The organism is Paenibacillus tabacirhizosphaerae (genome assembly GCF_040812395.1).
Taxonomy (GTDB): domain Bacteria; phylum Bacillota; class Bacilli; order Paenibacillales; family NBRC-103111; genus Paenibacillus_E.
In genome coordinates this window covers 12,663-29,406 of record NZ_JBFNXH010000018.1, presented here as the reverse complement: position 1 = coordinate 29,406, position 16,744 = coordinate 12,663, and the positions used below count along the sequence as shown (strand labels likewise).

The 16,744-nt window shown below is 50.7% G+C and carries 14 protein-coding genes; 1 reads left to right on the top strand and 13 read right to left on the bottom strand.

Features of this window, described 5'->3' with window-relative positions; translation table 11 throughout:
* Position 1 precedes the first annotated feature (1 nt).
* The 5 genes from ABRS97_RS23465 to ABRS97_RS23440 all read right to left on the bottom strand — a co-directional run bounded on the left by ABRS97_RS23465 (position 2) and on the right by ABRS97_RS23440 (position 4,798).
* Positions 2-328: a DUF1806 family protein gene (locus ABRS97_RS23465; protein ID WP_367817876.1), complete on the bottom strand. Its 327-nt coding sequence runs from the start codon at positions 326-328 to the stop codon at positions 2-4.
* A gap of 36 nt (positions 329-364) precedes the next feature.
* A complete protein-coding gene (gene argH / locus ABRS97_RS23460) occupies positions 365-1,873 on the bottom strand; it encodes an argininosuccinate lyase (protein ID WP_367817875.1) in 1,509 nt (502 codons plus the stop codon).
* A gap of 106 nt (positions 1,874-1,979) precedes the next feature.
* On the bottom strand, positions 1,980-2,534 hold the full coding sequence (locus tag ABRS97_RS23455; protein WP_367817874.1) for an OsmC family protein: 555 nt from the start codon (positions 2,532-2,534) through the stop codon (positions 1,980-1,982).
* Between the two features lie 135 nt (positions 2,535-2,669).
* Positions 2,670-3,842 carry an acyl-CoA dehydrogenase family protein gene (locus ABRS97_RS23450; protein ID WP_367817872.1) on the bottom strand — a complete coding sequence of 391 codons (1,173 nt, stop codon included), beginning with the start codon at positions 3,840-3,842 and terminating at the stop codon, positions 2,670-2,672.
* A gap of 479 nt (positions 3,843-4,321) precedes the next feature.
* Positions 4,322-4,798, bottom strand: a complete 477-nt coding sequence (locus ABRS97_RS23440; RefSeq protein WP_367817871.1) for a ferritin family protein — start codon at positions 4,796-4,798, stop codon at positions 4,322-4,324.
* Between the two features lie 326 nt (positions 4,799-5,124).
* Here ABRS97_RS23440 and hcp point away from each other — a divergent pair, with 326 nt between their 5' ends.
* A complete protein-coding gene (hcp, locus tag ABRS97_RS23435) occupies positions 5,125-6,417 on the top strand; it encodes a hydroxylamine reductase (RefSeq protein ID WP_367817869.1) in 1,293 nt (430 codons plus the stop codon).
* 157 nt (positions 6,418-6,574) lie between these two features.
* On the opposite strand, the gene ABRS97_RS23430 is transcribed toward hcp, so the two are convergent.
* The 8 genes from ABRS97_RS23430 to ABRS97_RS23395 all read right to left on the bottom strand — a co-directional run bounded on the left by ABRS97_RS23430 (position 6,575) and on the right by ABRS97_RS23395 (position 16,549).
* Positions 6,575-8,011 carry a stalk domain-containing protein gene (locus ABRS97_RS23430; protein ID WP_367817867.1) on the bottom strand — a complete coding sequence of 479 codons (1,437 nt, stop codon included), beginning with the start codon at positions 8,009-8,011 and terminating at the stop codon, positions 6,575-6,577.
* Positions 8,012-8,137: 126 nt separating this feature from the next.
* Positions 8,138-8,524 carry a carboxymuconolactone decarboxylase family protein gene (locus ABRS97_RS23425; RefSeq protein ID WP_367817865.1) on the bottom strand — a complete coding sequence of 129 codons (387 nt, stop codon included), beginning with the start codon at positions 8,522-8,524 and terminating at the stop codon, positions 8,138-8,140.
* Positions 8,525-8,542: 18 nt separating this feature from the next.
* On the bottom strand, positions 8,543-10,192 hold the full coding sequence (locus ABRS97_RS23420; RefSeq protein WP_367817863.1) for a thiamine pyrophosphate-binding protein: 1,650 nt from the start codon (positions 10,190-10,192) through the stop codon (positions 8,543-8,545).
* A gap of 10 nt (positions 10,193-10,202) precedes the next feature.
* The gene (locus tag ABRS97_RS23415; protein WP_367817861.1) at positions 10,203-12,440 is read right to left on the bottom strand and encodes an EAL domain-containing protein; all 2,238 of its coding nucleotides are present in this window, start codon (positions 12,438-12,440) and stop codon (positions 10,203-10,205) included.
* Positions 12,441-12,680: 240 nt separating this feature from the next.
* Positions 12,681-13,883, bottom strand: coding sequence for an MFS transporter (locus ABRS97_RS23410; protein WP_367817859.1), 1,203 nt, complete (start codon positions 13,881-13,883; stop codon positions 12,681-12,683).
* A gap of 21 nt (positions 13,884-13,904) precedes the next feature.
* Complete coding sequence (locus ABRS97_RS23405) at positions 13,905-14,642, bottom strand: gamma-glutamyl-gamma-aminobutyrate hydrolase family protein (RefSeq protein WP_367817857.1); 738 nt, start codon at positions 14,640-14,642, stop codon at positions 13,905-13,907.
* A gap of 23 nt (positions 14,643-14,665) precedes the next feature.
* Complete coding sequence (gene opp4C / locus ABRS97_RS23400) at positions 14,666-15,514, bottom strand: oligopeptide ABC transporter permease (RefSeq protein ID WP_367818009.1); 849 nt, start codon at positions 15,512-15,514, stop codon at positions 14,666-14,668.
* A gap of 84 nt (positions 15,515-15,598) precedes the next feature.
* Positions 15,599-16,549 carry an ABC transporter permease gene (locus tag ABRS97_RS23395; RefSeq protein ID WP_367818007.1) on the bottom strand — a complete coding sequence of 317 codons (951 nt, stop codon included), beginning with the start codon at positions 16,547-16,549 and terminating at the stop codon, positions 15,599-15,601.
* Positions 16,550-16,744: the final 195 nt, after the last annotated feature.

Below are 16,744 nucleotides of genomic sequence, written 5' to 3'. Positions count from 1 at the left end.
ATCAAACTGCCTCCCCGTCAAAATCAAAAGGATAGAGTCCGACCTGCAGCACCGCTGCAATCCGGTTCCTATCGTCGTAACCGGCGGTTAACAGCCGCCCTCTATGGTCAATATGGAAGTGTGTAATGCCTTCCACCCGAATCCAGCCTTCCTCTTCAATCCGAAGCGCAATCCGATAAGCCCCGGTTCCCGCCAAATGAGCCTGGCGGACCTTCACGCGAACGTTGCGGAGCAGCGCCCCCGGATTGACCTCCACGTGTACGTATACGTCCTTGCCTTCAAACCCTTGCAAAATCTGCCGAAGCTTATCTGCCTCTATAAGCTGCATGACTCGCCAGCCCCTTTCTTGTGCCTGTTTTGTCGATTACTGTTGGCTCCGCTGTGCAATGTAAGTATCCAGCGCCGTCAATTTCGCGCGAACCGCTTCGCCTGCTTGCTCAGCCCAGCGCGCATGCTGTGCATGCAGCGCCTCACGCTCCCGCAATGCGCGCCGGGTTTCATCCGGGTCAGGACCTCCCGGATGCTTGCGGATGCGCACGAATTGCTCGGGATCGAGCGCCCGGCGCAGCTCGCTCTCCTGCAAGCGCAGCGCCTTGCCGCTGATCGCGCCAGCCGCCTCGGCGACTAGCGCCAGCGGGATCTCGCTGGCAGCAAGCCCTTGCGCCTGTGCGGCGGATACGACGCTGCCCACCACGTGATGCGCTGTGCGGAACGAATAGCCTTCGCTGCGAACCAGCGTATCCGCCAGCTCCGTCACAACGGCGAAGCTCGCTTCCGTGCGCCGCCGAAGCTTATCTTTGTTAATCTTCAGCGTGCCGATCACCACAGCCAGCAAACGATAGACGTGATCAAGCGTCTCTATGCTTTTCCATAAATAGGGCTGCATATCGTCCTCCGTATCCACAATATCGCCGAACGGCGTGTTGTGGATCATGGTCAGCACGGTCTGCGCATTGCCAACGACCGAGGACAACAAAGATCGTGCGTGCTCAATGGACACGGGATTGCGCTTCTGCGGCATAATGGAGCTTACCTGCACGTAGGGATTCGCAACGCGGATAGCGTCGAACTCCTGTGTGCACCACAGCAACAGCTCCTGTGTGAAGCGCCCAAGATGGATAGCCGCGAGCTGCACGGCCGCTGCCGCTTCCGAGGCATAATCAACACCTGCAACGGCATCGTACGCATTTTCCACCAACGCGTCAAAGGCCAGCAGCTCGCGCACGCGCTCTCTGCTAATGTTGAAGCCCGACGTCGTCAATGCCGCTGCCCCCATCGGGCTGCGGTTATTGTTCGCATAAGCGGCTTCCAACCGATGGATATCCCGGCCCAGCACATCGATGACAGCGACCAAATAATGCGCAAGCGTGGTCGGCTGCGCCTGCTGGGTGTGCGTATACCCGATCATCAGCGTCTCTTTATTCTCCCCGGCCACTTCGATTAAACTCCGCTGCAAGCTCAGTGCGGATTCGATCACCGTTAGCAGTTTTTCCCGCAGCACCATCCGATAGATGGCAATCCCCATATCATTGCGGCTTCTGGCAATATGCAGATTGCCTGCGACATCCCCGGCAAGTTCGAGCAATTCATGCTCCACCTGGAAAAACAAATCCTCGAAACGCCCCGTATACTCAGCTTTCCTGAACTTCTCTACATCAAGCTGCTGCAGCGCAGATGCAATCTGGTGAACATCCGCTTCAGCAATAAGCGCTTGCTCCTGAAGCATGATGAGATGTGCCTTATGAATCGCCATCATCGCAGGCAGCAATTCCTTTTTCGCCTGATCGAAAGCGGGAGCCAACACAGCCTCTGCGTACGTTTTTCCAGGAAAAAGATGCCCTTCCTCCTTGAAAATGTGTTCTCGGTTTCCCATAGCAGCGTCTCCTCTTCGACTGTATACATCAAAAAAAACCCGAGATTCGCATCCTAATGTGCGGTCTCCGGTTTACCGGTCAACGTAAGCGTATAAGTGGTGCCATTTATCCATTTGAGGCTAACGCAGCCTGCGGTTTTGTAAGAACAATGTCCCCTTGTATGTTTTGGGGATTTTTCAACAAATTATAAATCGGGCATACCCGTTCAATTTCTTCATGAAGAGCAGCGATCGTTTCCTGCGATTCATTCGAGACAATATGAATTTGATAACTAATATTATGAGGGTAGACGGGAATATCTTCATAACCTGGCTTTCCTGCTAATGGATGCAGATCGCCTCCGATTTCAACTTCGAGCGACTCCAGCGTGACACCGCGAATGGCCGCTTGAATAAGAGTAATATGCGTTAAGCAGCTTCCCAGCACGCCTAGCTGCAATTCAGCAGAATTCGGCCCCAGATTATAGCCGGCAAAATCCGTCGGGCTGTCGCTAATCACTTGAAAATCCCGAATGCGGATTTCCCTTACCCCGCTGCGTCCAAGCGCTTTAGCCCGTGCATAGAAACGCTCCGCTTTTAGATCCGTTTGCTGCTGCGCCTTTTCCTGCCTGGCAAGAGCAGCTTCTCTCTTTTGAACCAAGTACTCATTCAGTGTAGACATTGTGCAACCCCTCCTAATTAATAAAATCCTATAGACATACTTGGAATTAGATGATGAATTCATGTTAACACCATTTGCAGGTTCGAGTCAATAACTTTCAATAGCTATATTCTATTTACATTTTTCCGCAAAATTCTACAATTCCACTTCTTTTATCGCACTCTGGCTTAACAAGCGGATCGTATGATCATCCATAGGCGGATTATGCAAACCAAAACGCACATCGCGATACAACCGCTGCAGAGGATGCGATTGCGCCAAACCTTGAGCGCCTACGATTCGCATCGCTTTGTCGACCACGGACAGCGCGGTCTGCACAGCAAACGTTTTGACCGCTGCCAGTTCAGGAATGAATGCCTCTGACTCTCGGGTAGGCTCATCCCAACGTGCAGCTGCGCTATAAAGGAAGTGCCTGGCAGCCAACAACTCCAGGTCAATCTGACCGAGCAACTGCCCCACGTTAGGCGTGTAAAGAATGGGCCGATCCAACGAGTTCGGCTGGTAGGAAGCAGCGAAGGCCAGCGCCTCTTTCCTTGCCGCGAGCGCAATCCCTAAATAACAGGCCGGAATTTGCAGCATGAAAGGATTCGCAGTCTGATGATCTGCCTCGCTATACGTATGGACAAGCGCCTCCCTCGGCACCTCCACGCCATCCAGCACCAGGTCATGGCTCCCCGTACCGCGCATGCCGAGCATGTTCCACGTCTCTTCGACTGTCACTCCCTTGGTTGACATTGGAATCAGATACTCGCCTTGACGGTTCGTATCCTGTTCCGTAGCTGTTACAATGGCATAACCCAGCACAGGCGCCATTGTTGTAAACGTCTTACGTCCGTAAAGCCGATAGCCGTTGCCCGCTGGAATGGCTGTCGTCAGTGGCTTGCCGCCTCTGGACGGGCTTCCTGTGGCAGCTTCGCTCGCAGCGCGGTTCACGATGGCGCCAGAAGCCACCACCTCTTTGCATAACCGGGCGAAAATCTCCTCCTGCCAGGATCGCTTATCTCCCAAATCATACATGACCCCAAGATGCCAGCCCATCCCCAGCGCAATCGAAGGGTCTCCCTGTGCAAGCCGCTCCTGATAGAGCACGAGCTCATAGATCGATATGCCTTCTCCCCCATACTCGCGAGGCACCGTATACGCCGTGTAACCGGCTTGGCGCAGCTTCTCTATATGCGTATAAGAGAATCCGTTCACTTCATCTGCTGCATGTGCGCCTTGCACAAAACTATCCGCCAAATCGCCAATCCTGGAAAGCCTCTCACGCTGTTCATCCGTCTTCGCAAAGCTGCTTAAAACATGTGCCATTCTCCACCAACCTTTATCATATAATTCCTATGAATTTAGTTTGTTTTAGATCATAGCACTTCCTTTTTGTGGCGTCAATCCCCGTTATATCCTTTTCAGGAACGACTCGACTCCTTGCTCCAACGGCAAAAAATGCCTACTATCCTGCGAAAATAAAGTATTAGACACCCATGCCGCTAACGCGGCACCATCAGATGATCAGAATGGCAGTCATGAGATATAGGCTGGCGAAGACAGGCCGGCAGTCAATGGTGCTTCGAGCCCGAGTTTTAGACTGACCCTAACGATCTCTAAGTGTGCCGCTGCGTCTCTGTAGAAGCCAATGGCCAAGTTCTTGCATGGGCTTCCTCCGCTGCATGTTAGGCAAGGTAGTGCTTCAGTTTATGGTCTTGCCATAATGTTTGAAGGATCTGCTCAGGAATGTCTTCTCCTGCTTCGCTTTCTTGCTCATTGCCGTTAAGATCTATCCGAGTAGTGTGCTAGAACCTAGTTTTTATATTACTTAGAAGCAGGTTGTTATACTTTGCGGCATGCTTCTGTTCATCCACAATGATGCCGTATACGGTGTCCTTATAGATGCCGTTCGGGAGCCCGAACCAGATCTTTCTGTACTTTTCAACCGCGGCCAATTCGCCTTCGAACGCTTGCTGCAAGCCGTCCATGTACGAGTTCACGATTGGATTCTCTTCGCTCGCTGACCCTGTGATTTCATAGCCGGTTAAGTCCTTGTACATTTGCCGAAACATACGATTATGGCTCCGTTCATCATCTCGTATCGATGCAATGACGGCAGCATGCTGCGCATTCGGGGCTATCTTGATCAGTTGATCGTAAAACAGTTCGTCACTTCGTTCTCCTTGCACAGACTCCTTGATCAGTTCAACAGCTTGCTGGGGCGCAATTTGCCAAACGGGAACAAGAGTAGGAGTCCTCCAGTAAGAATTGACATAATACATAAGCTTCCTCCAATGTTGGAAATAGTAGGCACACGCCATTATATTCGTTAATCTCATGAGATGAGAATAAAAAAGTCCTCTTTGAGCAAATATTTCCAAAATCGTTTTCGGTTGGAGGTATACCAATGTTAGAGCATCCCCTTAACTGGATCACAGCATATATTCCAATGAAGCAGGTTCGAACAGCCTCACCTCGCGAAGTGCGTAACCCCCCTGTCACCATTTCGCAAACATGTTTGTGACTTCCGTCACATTAGCCTCCTCCCGCTTCTGATAAGCTAATCGTTGTAAGAGATCATAGTGAATCACCGAATGGAGGGCACTTCATGTTTTGTTACCAATGTGAACAAACGCCGGAAGGCGGCTGCCAGGTAATCGGAGTATGCGGAAAAGACGAGACAATCGCAAGCCTGCAGGATACGATCATTTTTGCACTAAAGGGAATTGCCGCTTATGCGACGCACGCCAGACAGCTTGGATACACCGACCCAGAAGTGGATAAAATCACGCACGAAGCACTTTATTTGACATTAACCAACTCCAATTTCAATCTGCAGGAGCACCTGGATATGGCCATGAAGGTCGGCAATGCCGCAGTGCGGATTATGGATGTGCTCGACCGTGCGCATACGACGCACTTCGGTATTCCGCAGCCGGTCACGGTAACGCAGAACAAGATCCAGGGCAAGTGCATCGTCGTGACGGGACACAACCTCTATGCGCTGGAAGAACTGCTTAAGCAGACGGAAGGCAAAGGCATCCATATCTACACCCACTCCGAAATGCTGCCGGCGCACGGGTACCCGAAGCTGAAGCAATATGCGCACTTAAAAGGAAACATCGGGAAAGCCTGGTACGACCAACGCCGGCTGTTCGAGCAGTTCCCTGGAGCGATTCTCGCGACGACAAACTGTGTGATGCCGATCAAAGGCACGTATGCGGATCGTTTCTTCTCCTATGAGGTAGCCGGGCTTGAGAACGTTACGAAAATCGTCGGCGAGGATTTCTCGCCGCTCATCGAGCGGGCGCTCGAGCTGCCGGAGGCGAATATCGACTCTGAGCTGGTGCTGACCACCGGCTACCACCACGAAACCGTCATCGGGCTTGCGCCAGAAATCATTCAAGCGGTCAAAGACGGCCTGATCAAGCGTTTCTTCGTCATCGCCGGCTGCGACGCCCCGGGCAAGGGCGGCGAGTATTACCGCGAGCTGGCGACATCTCTCCCGAACGACACCGTCATCTTGACAACGTCCTGCGGCAAGTTCCGCTTTAATGATGTAGATTATGGCACGGTTGCTGGCACCGGCATCCCGCGTTACATCGATTTGGGCCAATGCAACAACTCCGGCTCCACGGTCAAAATCGCGCTGGCGCTAGCCGACGCCTTTGACTGCAGTGTCAACGAACTGCCAGTGAGCATCGTGCTGTCGTGGTTCGAACAGAAGGCCGTCGCCATTCTGTTAGGCTTGTTCAGCCTCGGCATCCAGGATATCCGTATCGGTCCGAAGGCACCGGAGTTCATTAACGAAGGTGTCATGAACGTACTCGTCGAGAAATTCGGCCTGAAGCTGATCGGCGATGCGCAAGAGGACATGGCGGCCATGCTTTCGCTGCACTAGTCTGAATCTGCCATTGCACAACGAAAATCCCCCCGCTCCGGCAAATGTACATGGGAACGGGGGGATTTTAAGTTCAATACAAAGCGGCAGTCCAAGACTTCTTCATCCAAGGCTGCCGATTCTCTTTTCAACAAGCCGTCTACTCCTTTATTGCCCCTTACTGACCCTCGCCGAACTGCACATTCGCCCGGTACAAGCGAGCGTCCCACTCGACTTTAGCGCCTAACGACTCCGCAATAAACCGGAGCGGCACAAACATCCTTCCCTCTACAATCTGCGGTTCCGAATCCATTGTGACGGACTTTCCATTAACAACGGCTATCGCGCTGCCTAGTTTCAGATCGATCTTCAGCTTTCCCTTCGAAATGTGCAGACTCGAATCCTCTGCATGCCACTGATACTCGGCTTTCATTCGATTCAACAGCACGCGAAACGGCACCATCGTCAGCTCATTCGCCATATAGCCGGTTTTGTTGCCTGTCAGCTGTCCATTCACGTTTAACTGCACCCGCGGTTTGTCCGACTGCTGGACTATCAGCGCATTACTAAGCAGCCTTCCGGGCTTCCGCAGCACGTTGCCTTTGTAGTAAAGAGCGGAACTCGCCCCGCCATCCAGATTGATGGCATCCGTCATGCCTGCTTGTTGCAGGACGTTCGCCATTTGCTCAATGGTACTGTATGAAATCGTCCCCATCACCAATCGGCCATTCTCATCGACACCGGCAAAACTCCTCACATTCGCTTGTGACGTGACAAGCGGATCGACGAACCGGTCTCTTTCGAAATCGATGTCGACATTGCCGCCTGTCAGCAGCTTCGGTCCAGCGCCGATAGCAAGCTGAAAGTCAGCTAGAGGAGACGTCACCTTCGTGTCCAGATTGGTAACTGATTGATTCATGCTGAACGTATCGCCCGGTTTAATCTGCTTCTTCACTTGCTCCAAGCTATGATCAGCGGAGAGCAGCAACACCTTCCCGCTTGAAGGAATCAAGACTGCTTCACTGGAGATCGCCTTTACCTTGGAATCCTCCCCGATGGTAATCTTGATCCCCGGTTCATCGGCTACGTCGCCATAATCCTTACTGAATACCCAAGCTCCATTCGCTTGATCGCCGTAATAGAGATCCACCCCGTTTAACTGGGCGCTGAACCTGCCGGCTTGCACGGAACTGCCGATGCCCAAGCGCTGTACGGAAGCTAGCTTATCCGAGGAAACGGTAATCGAAGTTTCTTTATCCCCGCCGTAAAATAAATCGTTGTTATTCAATAGAACGCCATACGGCGTCCGGTAATCGATTCCGTCCGTAAAGGCATCGAAAAAAGTGCCATTGATCCCGACCACAGCGTCATTCTCCGACATCATGCCGGCAAAATCCTGCACGCTGCCCAGTTCATGATTCGCGGCAATCGCCTTCACCTGAATCGTCGGATTCGTCACGTCCACCCGAATCAGATCAAGCGTATACGTGCTGCCATTGTAGGCCACCTTCCGTTGCTCATGGACGATCGCATCGTCCGCTGCAAATGCAGCGCTTGTGCTGCAAGCCAATAGAAATAGGGTACATGCCAGTGTTGGATACAAGCTCAGTTTCATGTCAGTTATCTCCCCGATGACAAAACCCCTATCATCGTGGGGGCGGATGCCCCTCTCGAAGATAGGGATTTAAATGTTTTGAACTTCATTTATTGTACTATATGAATTACTGCATTAATTACCACATTAATCAAGTGTAATGTCACGTTCTTTGAATACTTTCATCGTTACACCCACAGCATCGACAGCTTTAGGAAACCCTGAATAAGGAATCGTATGGATGATAGCCTCAATGACTTCCTGTGGCGTAAGTCCAACATTAAGAGCTCCGTGGATATGGAAATCAAGCTGGTTTGAAGCGCCTGTCGTAATCAAAGCGACAATCGTCATCAAGCTTCTTTGCTGCAAAGCAAGTCCTGGACGAGAGTAAATCGTGCCGAAAGGGAATTCAACGATGAGCTTGGCGATGTCCGGACTAAATTGTTTAACCCGGTTAATCGTTTCGTTGATGATGTCCTCATCGACCATTTTTCCTAGAACTTCCAAACCTTTATCATAAGGATTCGCTTCCATAAGGTACCTCCGCCTAAATTAGTCCAAGCTAAGCAATCGTGTTAATATCGGTGGGATTTCTAGCGGATCTACCATGACTTCAATGACAGTAGTCTCGTTGGACTGTAAAGCGGCTCCCACCGCAGCTGTAATGTCATCCGCTTGCTCACAGCGGTAGGCCTTCGCCCCCATAGACTGAGCAAAAAGGCTGACATCCAGAGGTCTATCATAGATAGCGCCCACAGATCGGCCTGTATTGTACGACATGCCTTTGTCTACCATATCTAATCGCCCGTTATTCAGTACGAAGAAAATGACAGGAGCGCCATGGTTCACAGCCGTGGAAATCTCTGTCCCATGCATCATCATGCACCCATCGCCAGTTACGCAGACGATAGGTCTGCCAGGATTTGCAATACTGGCTCCAATCGAATAGCCAATCGCCGCTCCCATCGCAATGAACACTTCATCCATAAAGAACGTTCCAGGCTCGATAATTTCAAAATTTTGTACAGCATGAAAGGAGTGGCTTCCTGCATCGCCGAATAAAATTGCATCGTTCGGAAGCACAGAGCGGAGTGCTCTAAATGCCGTTCCTGCCGACAACAACGTCCCCGAAGTAGAAGGTGTTGCAGCAGCGGCCACTTGCTCCAAACCCGTGAGCGGCTCATGATCTTTGCCTGTTGCACCGCTGCGCTTGACGACCTGCCTCAGGTTATACCTGATATCGCCAAGAATCACTTGCGTCGGTGCCTGGATCGATTTGCCCGCAAACGTAAGATCATATTCGAATTGCAGCACTTGACCTGGCGCCATATCGGCCGTATAACCGGACAATGACATATCACACAGTTTACTTCCTACTACAATCATGAGATCAATATCGGATTTCATATATTCGGTCGCATACTTGGAACCGCCAAGCCCATATCCGCCTAAGTAGAGCGGGTGCTTGGTCGGAAAGGCTCCCTTTCCGCCTGGTGTGGTCACAATGGGAATTCCCCAGTGCTCCGCGATCATACGTAATTCGTCGTAAACCTCCGACATGACAGCGCCTTTGCCAAGGAAAAGCACCGGATGCTTCGCCTCGTTAATTAAAGCGATCGCCTTATCGATATCGGGCGACACGACAGGCGATGCATAGTCTGGCAACGGCAGCTCAAATGCCTCTATTTCCTCCATCAACACATCAAACGGGATACATAAATGAACAGGGCCCTGCTCCCCGGAGCAAGCTCTCTCCAAAGCATGCTTCAAGTACAAGGGAAGCAGATCCCCTCGCTCGATCCGTGCACTGAATAAGGTTACAGGTTCGAACATTTTGACCAGATCCGTACCGAATTGGCTTGAATCCTGGCTTAGTGCTCGTCCCGTCTCCTGCATCGAAGGCTGGCCGGTAATGAACAGCACAGGCAACTGGAACTCTTTCGCCTGACCGGCTGCCGTAATGAGGTTCGTCCCCCCCGGACCCGACGTGCCGATGGCGACACCTATCGATTTCTTCGCAAGCGCGTAGCCGGATGCTTCGAACCCGCTGCCTGTTTCATGGCGACCTAACACATATTCGATGCCGAAATTGTCCAACTCCAACATAAGCGGGGAAATCGATTTGCCAGGGATACCAAATACATGAGTAACCCCCCATTTTTTAAAATGCTCCACCAGTATGGTATATACTCTCTTTTTCATCGTTTCACCTTTATGAATTAGTTTTCATTGCCGTTGTTCTTGTGAATAATTGCTCAATTTGCTCAGTAGGCAAAGGTCGATGATAGTAGAAGCCCTGTACTTCATGGCAGTTCTGGCTGCTTAAAAAGTCTAATTGGTCTTTGGTCTCCACACCTTCTGCTATCACATCGATTCCAAGCTTATGGGCCATAGCTATGATCGTCGCTACAATGTCTGCGTCATTCGTATCGGTCATAATATCCCTAACGAAAGACTGGTCGATCTTAAGACGATCAATAGAAAATAGTTTAAGGTAATAGAGATTGCTGTAGCCTGTCCCGAAATCGTCAATGCAAATGCGGATGCCGAGTTCCTTCAGTTTACCGAGAACTTCAATCGCAATGTCCACATTCATGGTCATCGATTCTGTAATTTCGAGCTCCAAATACTGAGGATCCAGCTGAGTTTCCTGTAAAATTTTTTTGACCGTGTCGACTAGATTCTGTCTGGCGAATTGACGCGTAGAAAGATTTACGGACACTTTCAAAGGAACGTAGCCCTGCTCTCTCCATATTTGGTTTTGCCGACATGCCGTTCGAAGCACCCATTCCCCGAGAGGAACAATAAGTCCAGTCTCTTCCGCTATCGGAATAAACTTGCCAGGCGAAATTAACCCAAGGGTCGGATGCTGCCAGCGGACAAGCGCTTCGGTGCCGATGATCACACCGGTTTGTATATCAATTTGGGGCTGGTAATACAAGACAAACTCATTTAGCTGCAAGGCTTTGCGAATGGAATTTTCTAAGGTGAGACGTTCGAGGCCACCGCCGTTTTGGGTAGGCTTGAAGATCGCGTAGTTGTTCTTTCCTTCGTCTTTTGCCCGGTATAGGGCGATGTCGGCGTTCTTCATGAGGGTTTCGGCACTTGTGCCATCGTGGGGGTAGAACGCGATTCCGATGCTGGCGGTAATATAAAATTCATAGCCATCCACAGCAAACGGTTTCTCAAAAGCTTTAATGATTTCTTCTGCGACATGAATGGCATCTATATGATCAGTAATCTCTTGCAAAAGGATGGTGAATTCATCTCCACCCATTCTGGAAACCAAATGATTCGGGGCATAACAGCATATTCGCAGTCGATCCGCCACCAGCTTGAGTAGCGCATCCCCGTTATTGTGTCCCAGCGTGTCATTGATTTTCTTGAAGCTGTCCAAATCCAGAAACATGATTGCGAAGATACTGCTGTCTTGTGCGTTTCGCTTTAGCAAATTCTCAACATGCTGGGCAAAGTATCTCCGATTCGTAAGTCCCGTTAAATCGTCGTGATAGGCCAAGTAGTTGATTTGCTTCTGGGTATGATACCGTTCTGTGATATCCCGAAACTGCGCGAATGCACCCATGATCTGCATATTTTCGTCGTGGATAGGAAAAGCGTCAAACAGGCAAACCATCTCTTCTTCTTTGCCGAAATTCAACATCAATTCAATATCCTCATATTCTTTTCCCTTATGCAGAACCTCATTGATAAAATGTTTGGTTTTATTGTCGGGAATCGCTTTATGGATGACATCTTGTTTCATCGAACCGGTTATAATGCCGGCGAACTTGTTGAACTCCGTTATCGTGCCTTCGCGATCGGTAATGATGATCCCATTTCTGGTTGTTTCAATAACCACTTGGTTCAAAATATGCAGCCTTCTGTTTTGCTTTCTGAGAAGCAGTTCTCTTTCGATGGAGTCAACGACTGTACACAGCATAGCTAACAGAAATGGATTATGCTGATCAATAGCTGTCATGATGGTAATGGTGCCCAAGAGGTTAGAAATATCTGTGTACTGGAAAGGAACGGAGTAGCAGGCAGAGGATGTCAGGAATTTGAAGTAGTGATCATTTCCAATAAGCTGGAAAGGTTCGCGATGCTCTAAGGCCAAATTAATACTGTTGGTTCCCGCTTCATGCTCTTTAAAAACAAGGCCGACCTGAATGCCGGATTCATTCACCACACTTTTGATCGCCTCGTCGCCGGCCATTTCCAGAACGCAGCCTTTCTCGTCGGAAATCATAATCAGCAGCGGAATCCCTTTCATGAGTTCCAGCATTTTATGAACAAAAAAGTTAATGACGGACAAAATCTCTTCGTAGTCGTCTCGCTTCTGACTCATCTCCATTTCTGACAAGACCGTGGAAAATGAGGGGACTGCGCAAGGATTAATACCTAACTTTACGCATTTCAACTTTGATTCCGTGATCCAAAATTCGTTATTCACCTGATCCCCCTTCTCTGCTATGAATGAGTTAAAAGTTCCGTATTCTATCGTTTCTTTTTTATTATGTCAATGAATATCAAATTTTGTCAATTTAATTCTACCTAATTATAGTAACAAAAGTTAACATTCGGCAAAATTTAGCAAATTATATGAACGGATAGATGAAATCGGAAAGACCAACCATTTCTTTAAGAAATTGGCTGGTCTCTATGTGACTGGATCGACTTGTGAAGAGAGCTTTCACCCAGGAAGCGTCTGGTTGACCCGCTTTTTTGAGCTAATCATCTTCATCGTTAGGGCCGCTCCTAACAGCGCTAAGCCAGTAATGAGGAACACGAATTGTATGCCGATCCATCCGCCTAGCAGACCGCCAAGTAAAGGCCCCACCACAATGCCAAACTGATTCGACGATTGATTGAGGCTTACCGCTCTTCCCCGGAAATCCGCTTCTGCGTATTGGATAATAAGTGCATTTAAAGCCGGATATACAGCGGCAAAAAACAGTCCGTAGCTGAAACGCAGGATGCCAAAGCCGATCAAATTATGTACGCTAAGCTGCAGCAGATTGCCGACTGCCCCGCCGATTAGCCCGATAAACAGGATTTTGCCATAGCCGATTCGTCCGCCGATCAAACCCCAGCGGGGTCCCATGATGACGGTCGCAACGCCTACAGCCGAGAATACGATGCCTGAACTGAGCGATGCGCTGTCCAAGCTGCCTCCGATCTGCACCACGTAGATCGTCAGCAGCGGCTCCAGAATCATGACGGATGTTGAGACCAGCAGGGATAGCCCAAATATGCTCATCAATCGTGTGTTTGCAGCGGCGTGCTTAAGGTCCTTCCTCACACTCGAACGAGCTCCCTCACGCCTCTCATGCACTTCTTTCACGCCTACAAGAACGATGATGGCCGAAATTAACGTAATCACGCCCGAGGCCAAGAAGCACTCCCTTAGTCCCATCCAATGACTCATCACGCCTCCCGCGAGCGGGCCAAGAATGCCTCCTGCAGCTGTCGCTGTCGATATGACGCCCAGTGCATAGCCGACATGCTTCTCAGGCGTATTCGTGCCAACCAAGGCGATAGACGCAGGACTAAAGCCTGCCATAAGTCCCTGGAAGATCCGCACAACAACAAAGGAGAACAGGTCGTATACGAAAAAATTAGCGAAATGAGCTAAAGCTAAGCCTATGCCTGAACGAATTAGCATAGGTTTTCTGCCGAATTTGTCGGCGAGCGATCCCCAGAAAGGTGCGCATAATCCGCTGATCAGAAAGCTGATCGAAATTGAAATGCCCGACCAAGCTTCCAGACCGTGCTGAATGCCGAGGTCGTTTTGCAAAAAAATAGGAAAAAATGGCACTGAGAGCGTATAGGCCATGTGGTTAAAAAATAAGCCGAGCCATAACATGTATAGGTTTCGTTTCCAGTAGAGCTCCATGCATTCACTGCCTTTCGTGTGTCAGGTCCGAGGCCGGCTTGCCGCCCGTTCTTTGCTTTTGGCAACGAATGCTTGGAACAGCTTCTGCATATTCGTGTCAGTTTCGTACATGGATTCGGGATGCCACTGCACGCCAATGGCAAAAGCCGAGCCTTGGTGCTCGACGGCTTCCACCACGCCGTCCGGCGAGAAGGCCGTAACAACAAGTTTAGCGCCGATTGTGCGCAGCGCTTGGTGGTGGAGACTATTGACACGAACCTGATTATAGCCAAAAATTCGGCCTAATTCGCTATCCTCCTCTACGTGGACCGCATGCGAGTCCTTCCCCCTCGCCACTCCGCGCTGCACATGCTCCAGCGTTCCCGGATACTCACTCGGCAGATCCTGATACAGGGTTCCTCCGCAGGCGACATTGAGCACCTGCACCCCCCGACAGATCGCAAACAGCGGCTTATCCGCTTCGATCGTGCGGCGAATCGCTTCCAGCTCGATGCGGTCCCGCTCCGGGAAAATCGTCCCTAACTGGGGAGAAGGTTCCTCCCCGTAAGCGGAAGGATCTACATCTTCGCCCCCTGTGAAAATGACCCCGTCGCATAAGTCGAGCAGCTGCTTGAAGGTTTCCGGCGAGGTAAGCGGAAGAACAATGGGCAAGCCCCCGCTGGCTTCGACGGACTGATGATAATCCCGGTGAACATAAGCGCCCTCGCTGTATTCGTGCAATTTAACAATTGTGCTTGTAATGCCAATAATGGGTTTCATGACTCGCTCCTTTCCCCGCCCGACTACTGCCTGGCGTCCAATGCGTCGCGCAGGCCATCCCCAACGAAGTTAATAGCCAGCACTGTGATCAAAATCATCGCTCCTGGCGGGACCCACAGCCATGGTTGATCAGTCAGCACCGTCAGGGACTGGGCGTCCGTCAGCATGTTGCCCCAGCTCGCCGTCGGAGGCTGCACCCCCATGCCGAGAAAGCTGAGCCCGGCTTCGCTCATAATGGCTGAAGCAATGCCGAAAGTGGCATTGACGATAATCGGGCCAATCGCATTCGGACATATATGCTGAAACAAAATACGAGGAGTGCTCAGCCCCAGCGCTACACCCGCTTTCACATAATCAAGCTGTTTAATCGCCAACACGCTGCCCCTGACCAGCCGGGCGACACCCGGCCATGAAAACAAGGCGAGCACAAGGATGATGGTCGTCATATTCGAGCCGAGCACGCTGATGATGACCAAAATCACCATAAGAAACGGGAACGCCATGAACATATCCGTCACGCGCATTACCGCCATGTCGAGCCAACCGCCGAAATAAGCGGAAACGATGCCGATCAGCGTGCCGAAGGTCACATAAAGCGCTACCGTCGCAAAGCCGACGATTAGCGAAATCCGCGTGGCGTAGATAAGACGGCTCACCACGTCCCGCCCGACTTGGTCAGTGCCAAGCCAGTGCTTGGCGCTCGGCGCAGCGGAGAAGACGCCCGTTACCTCCTTCGGATCGTTGGGGGCCAGCAGCGGAGCGAGCAGCGCAACGAGAATCAGCAGCACAGTAATAACTAAGCCTGCTACAGCTAATTTATGACGGAGAAATCGGCCCCACACCTGCCGAGTCGCGTTTTCCGCTTGATACACGTCCCCACTCTCGACAAAAGCCTGCTGCAGGGGTCCCTTATTCAACTGATATTCGGATAATGCCACGCTGCTCACCTCGCTTTTTTAGTTATATTTGATGCGCGGATCTGCCGCCGAATAGAGAAGGTCTGTGAACAAATTCGTGACCAGCACGATGAAGGCAGCGACCAGATTCAATCCCATCAAGGTCGGGTAGTCTCTGGAAAGAATCGATTGAATCGTGAGCTGGCCAATGCCAGGCCACTGAAAAATCTGCTCGATCAAAATACTGCCGCCGAGCAGCAGCGGGATCTCCATCCCGACCACCGTGATGATCGGAATAAGCGCATTGCGCAGCGCATGCTTATTTGTCACGATAAACCGGTGAAGACCTTTGGCCTGAGCGGTGCGGAGATAGTCCTGTTTCAGCACATCGAGCATGCTGGCCCGCACGTATCGCACCTTTTTGCCCGCGATGACGATGCCAAGTACGAATACAGGCAGAATCAAATGGCTAATGCGATCCCAGCCCCCGCCGTGACCTCCGAGTGTAAGCATTCCGCCCGTTGGCAGCCATTTGAATTGAACAGCGAATATATAAATCAAACCAAGGCCCAGAAAAAATTGCGGAATCGACGTACCGATAAAGGACAGGCCCGTCATGATATAGTCAAATTTGGTGTTTTGCTTAACGGCACTTAGGATGCCGATCGGGATCGCAATAAGCAGCCCGAACACGAGTGCTGCCGATGACAGTAGCAAAGTGGGGCCCAGTCTTTCGCCGATCATTTTGGTCACGGGCGCGTAGGAACTGAACGAGTAGCCAAGTCCGCCATGGAGCAAATTCAAAAGCCATTTGAAGTATTGCAGAAAAAATGGATCGTTCAGCCCAAGCAGCTGCTTCCGCGCTTCCAGCAGTTCCTTCGGCGTATTTGGATCGATGAACATATCTACGGGGTTCCCTGGTGCTAATTTAATGATAAAGAAATTAATGATCGTAATCCCGAATAAGACAGGGATCGCAATCAGCACACGCCGAACGATATAGTGAAGGATCGTAATCCCCCCTTCCAAGCCTTCTATAATTCAAGCTAACCATAAGGTACATCCTCATCCTTATCCTCCATTCCCGCGCGCGGCCTTCCCCCCGGAGTTGCTGCACTAGCCATACGTAAATAGGGCCTTCCGAGGAACATGAGTGCGTTATTTCGCCAAAACCATCTGGTTGAAATAGGTTAACGGAACGAAGAT

What these genes read in the sequence shown, in the direction of transcription:
- ABRS97_RS23465 (WP_367817876.1), bottom strand. Translation starts at nt 328, where the DNA reads ATGCAGCTTATAGAGGCAGATAAGCTTCGGCAGATTTTGCAAGGGTTT.
- argH (WP_367817875.1), bottom strand. Translation starts at nt 1,873, where the DNA reads ATGGGAAACCGAGAACACATTTTCAAGGAGGAAGGGCATCTTTTTCCT.
- ABRS97_RS23455 (WP_367817874.1), bottom strand. Translation starts at nt 2,534, where the DNA reads ATGTCTACACTGAATGAGTACTTGGTTCAAAAGAGAGAAGCTGCTCTT.
- ABRS97_RS23450 (WP_367817872.1), bottom strand. Translation starts at nt 3,842, where the DNA reads ATGGCACATGTTTTAAGCAGCTTTGCGAAGACGGATGAACAGCGTGAG.
- ABRS97_RS23440 (WP_367817871.1), bottom strand. Translation starts at nt 4,798, where the DNA reads ATGTATTATGTCAATTCTTACTGGAGGACTCCTACTCTTGTTCCCGTT.
- hcp (WP_367817869.1), top strand. Translation starts at nt 5,125, where the DNA reads ATGTTTTGTTACCAATGTGAACAAACGCCGGAAGGCGGCTGCCAGGTA.
- ABRS97_RS23430 (WP_367817867.1), bottom strand. Translation starts at nt 8,011, where the DNA reads ATGAAACTGAGCTTGTATCCAACACTGGCATGTACCCTATTTCTATTG.
- ABRS97_RS23425 (WP_367817865.1), bottom strand. Translation starts at nt 8,524, where the DNA reads ATGGAAGCGAATCCTTATGATAAAGGTTTGGAAGTTCTAGGAAAAATG.
- ABRS97_RS23420 (WP_367817863.1), bottom strand. Translation starts at nt 10,192, where the DNA reads ATGAAAAAGAGAGTATATACCATACTGGTGGAGCATTTTAAAAAATGG.
- ABRS97_RS23410 (WP_367817859.1), bottom strand. Translation starts at nt 13,883, where the DNA reads ATGGAGCTCTACTGGAAACGAAACCTATACATGTTATGGCTCGGCTTA.
- ABRS97_RS23405 (WP_367817857.1), bottom strand. Translation starts at nt 14,642, where the DNA reads ATGAAACCCATTATTGGCATTACAAGCACAATTGTTAAATTGCACGAA.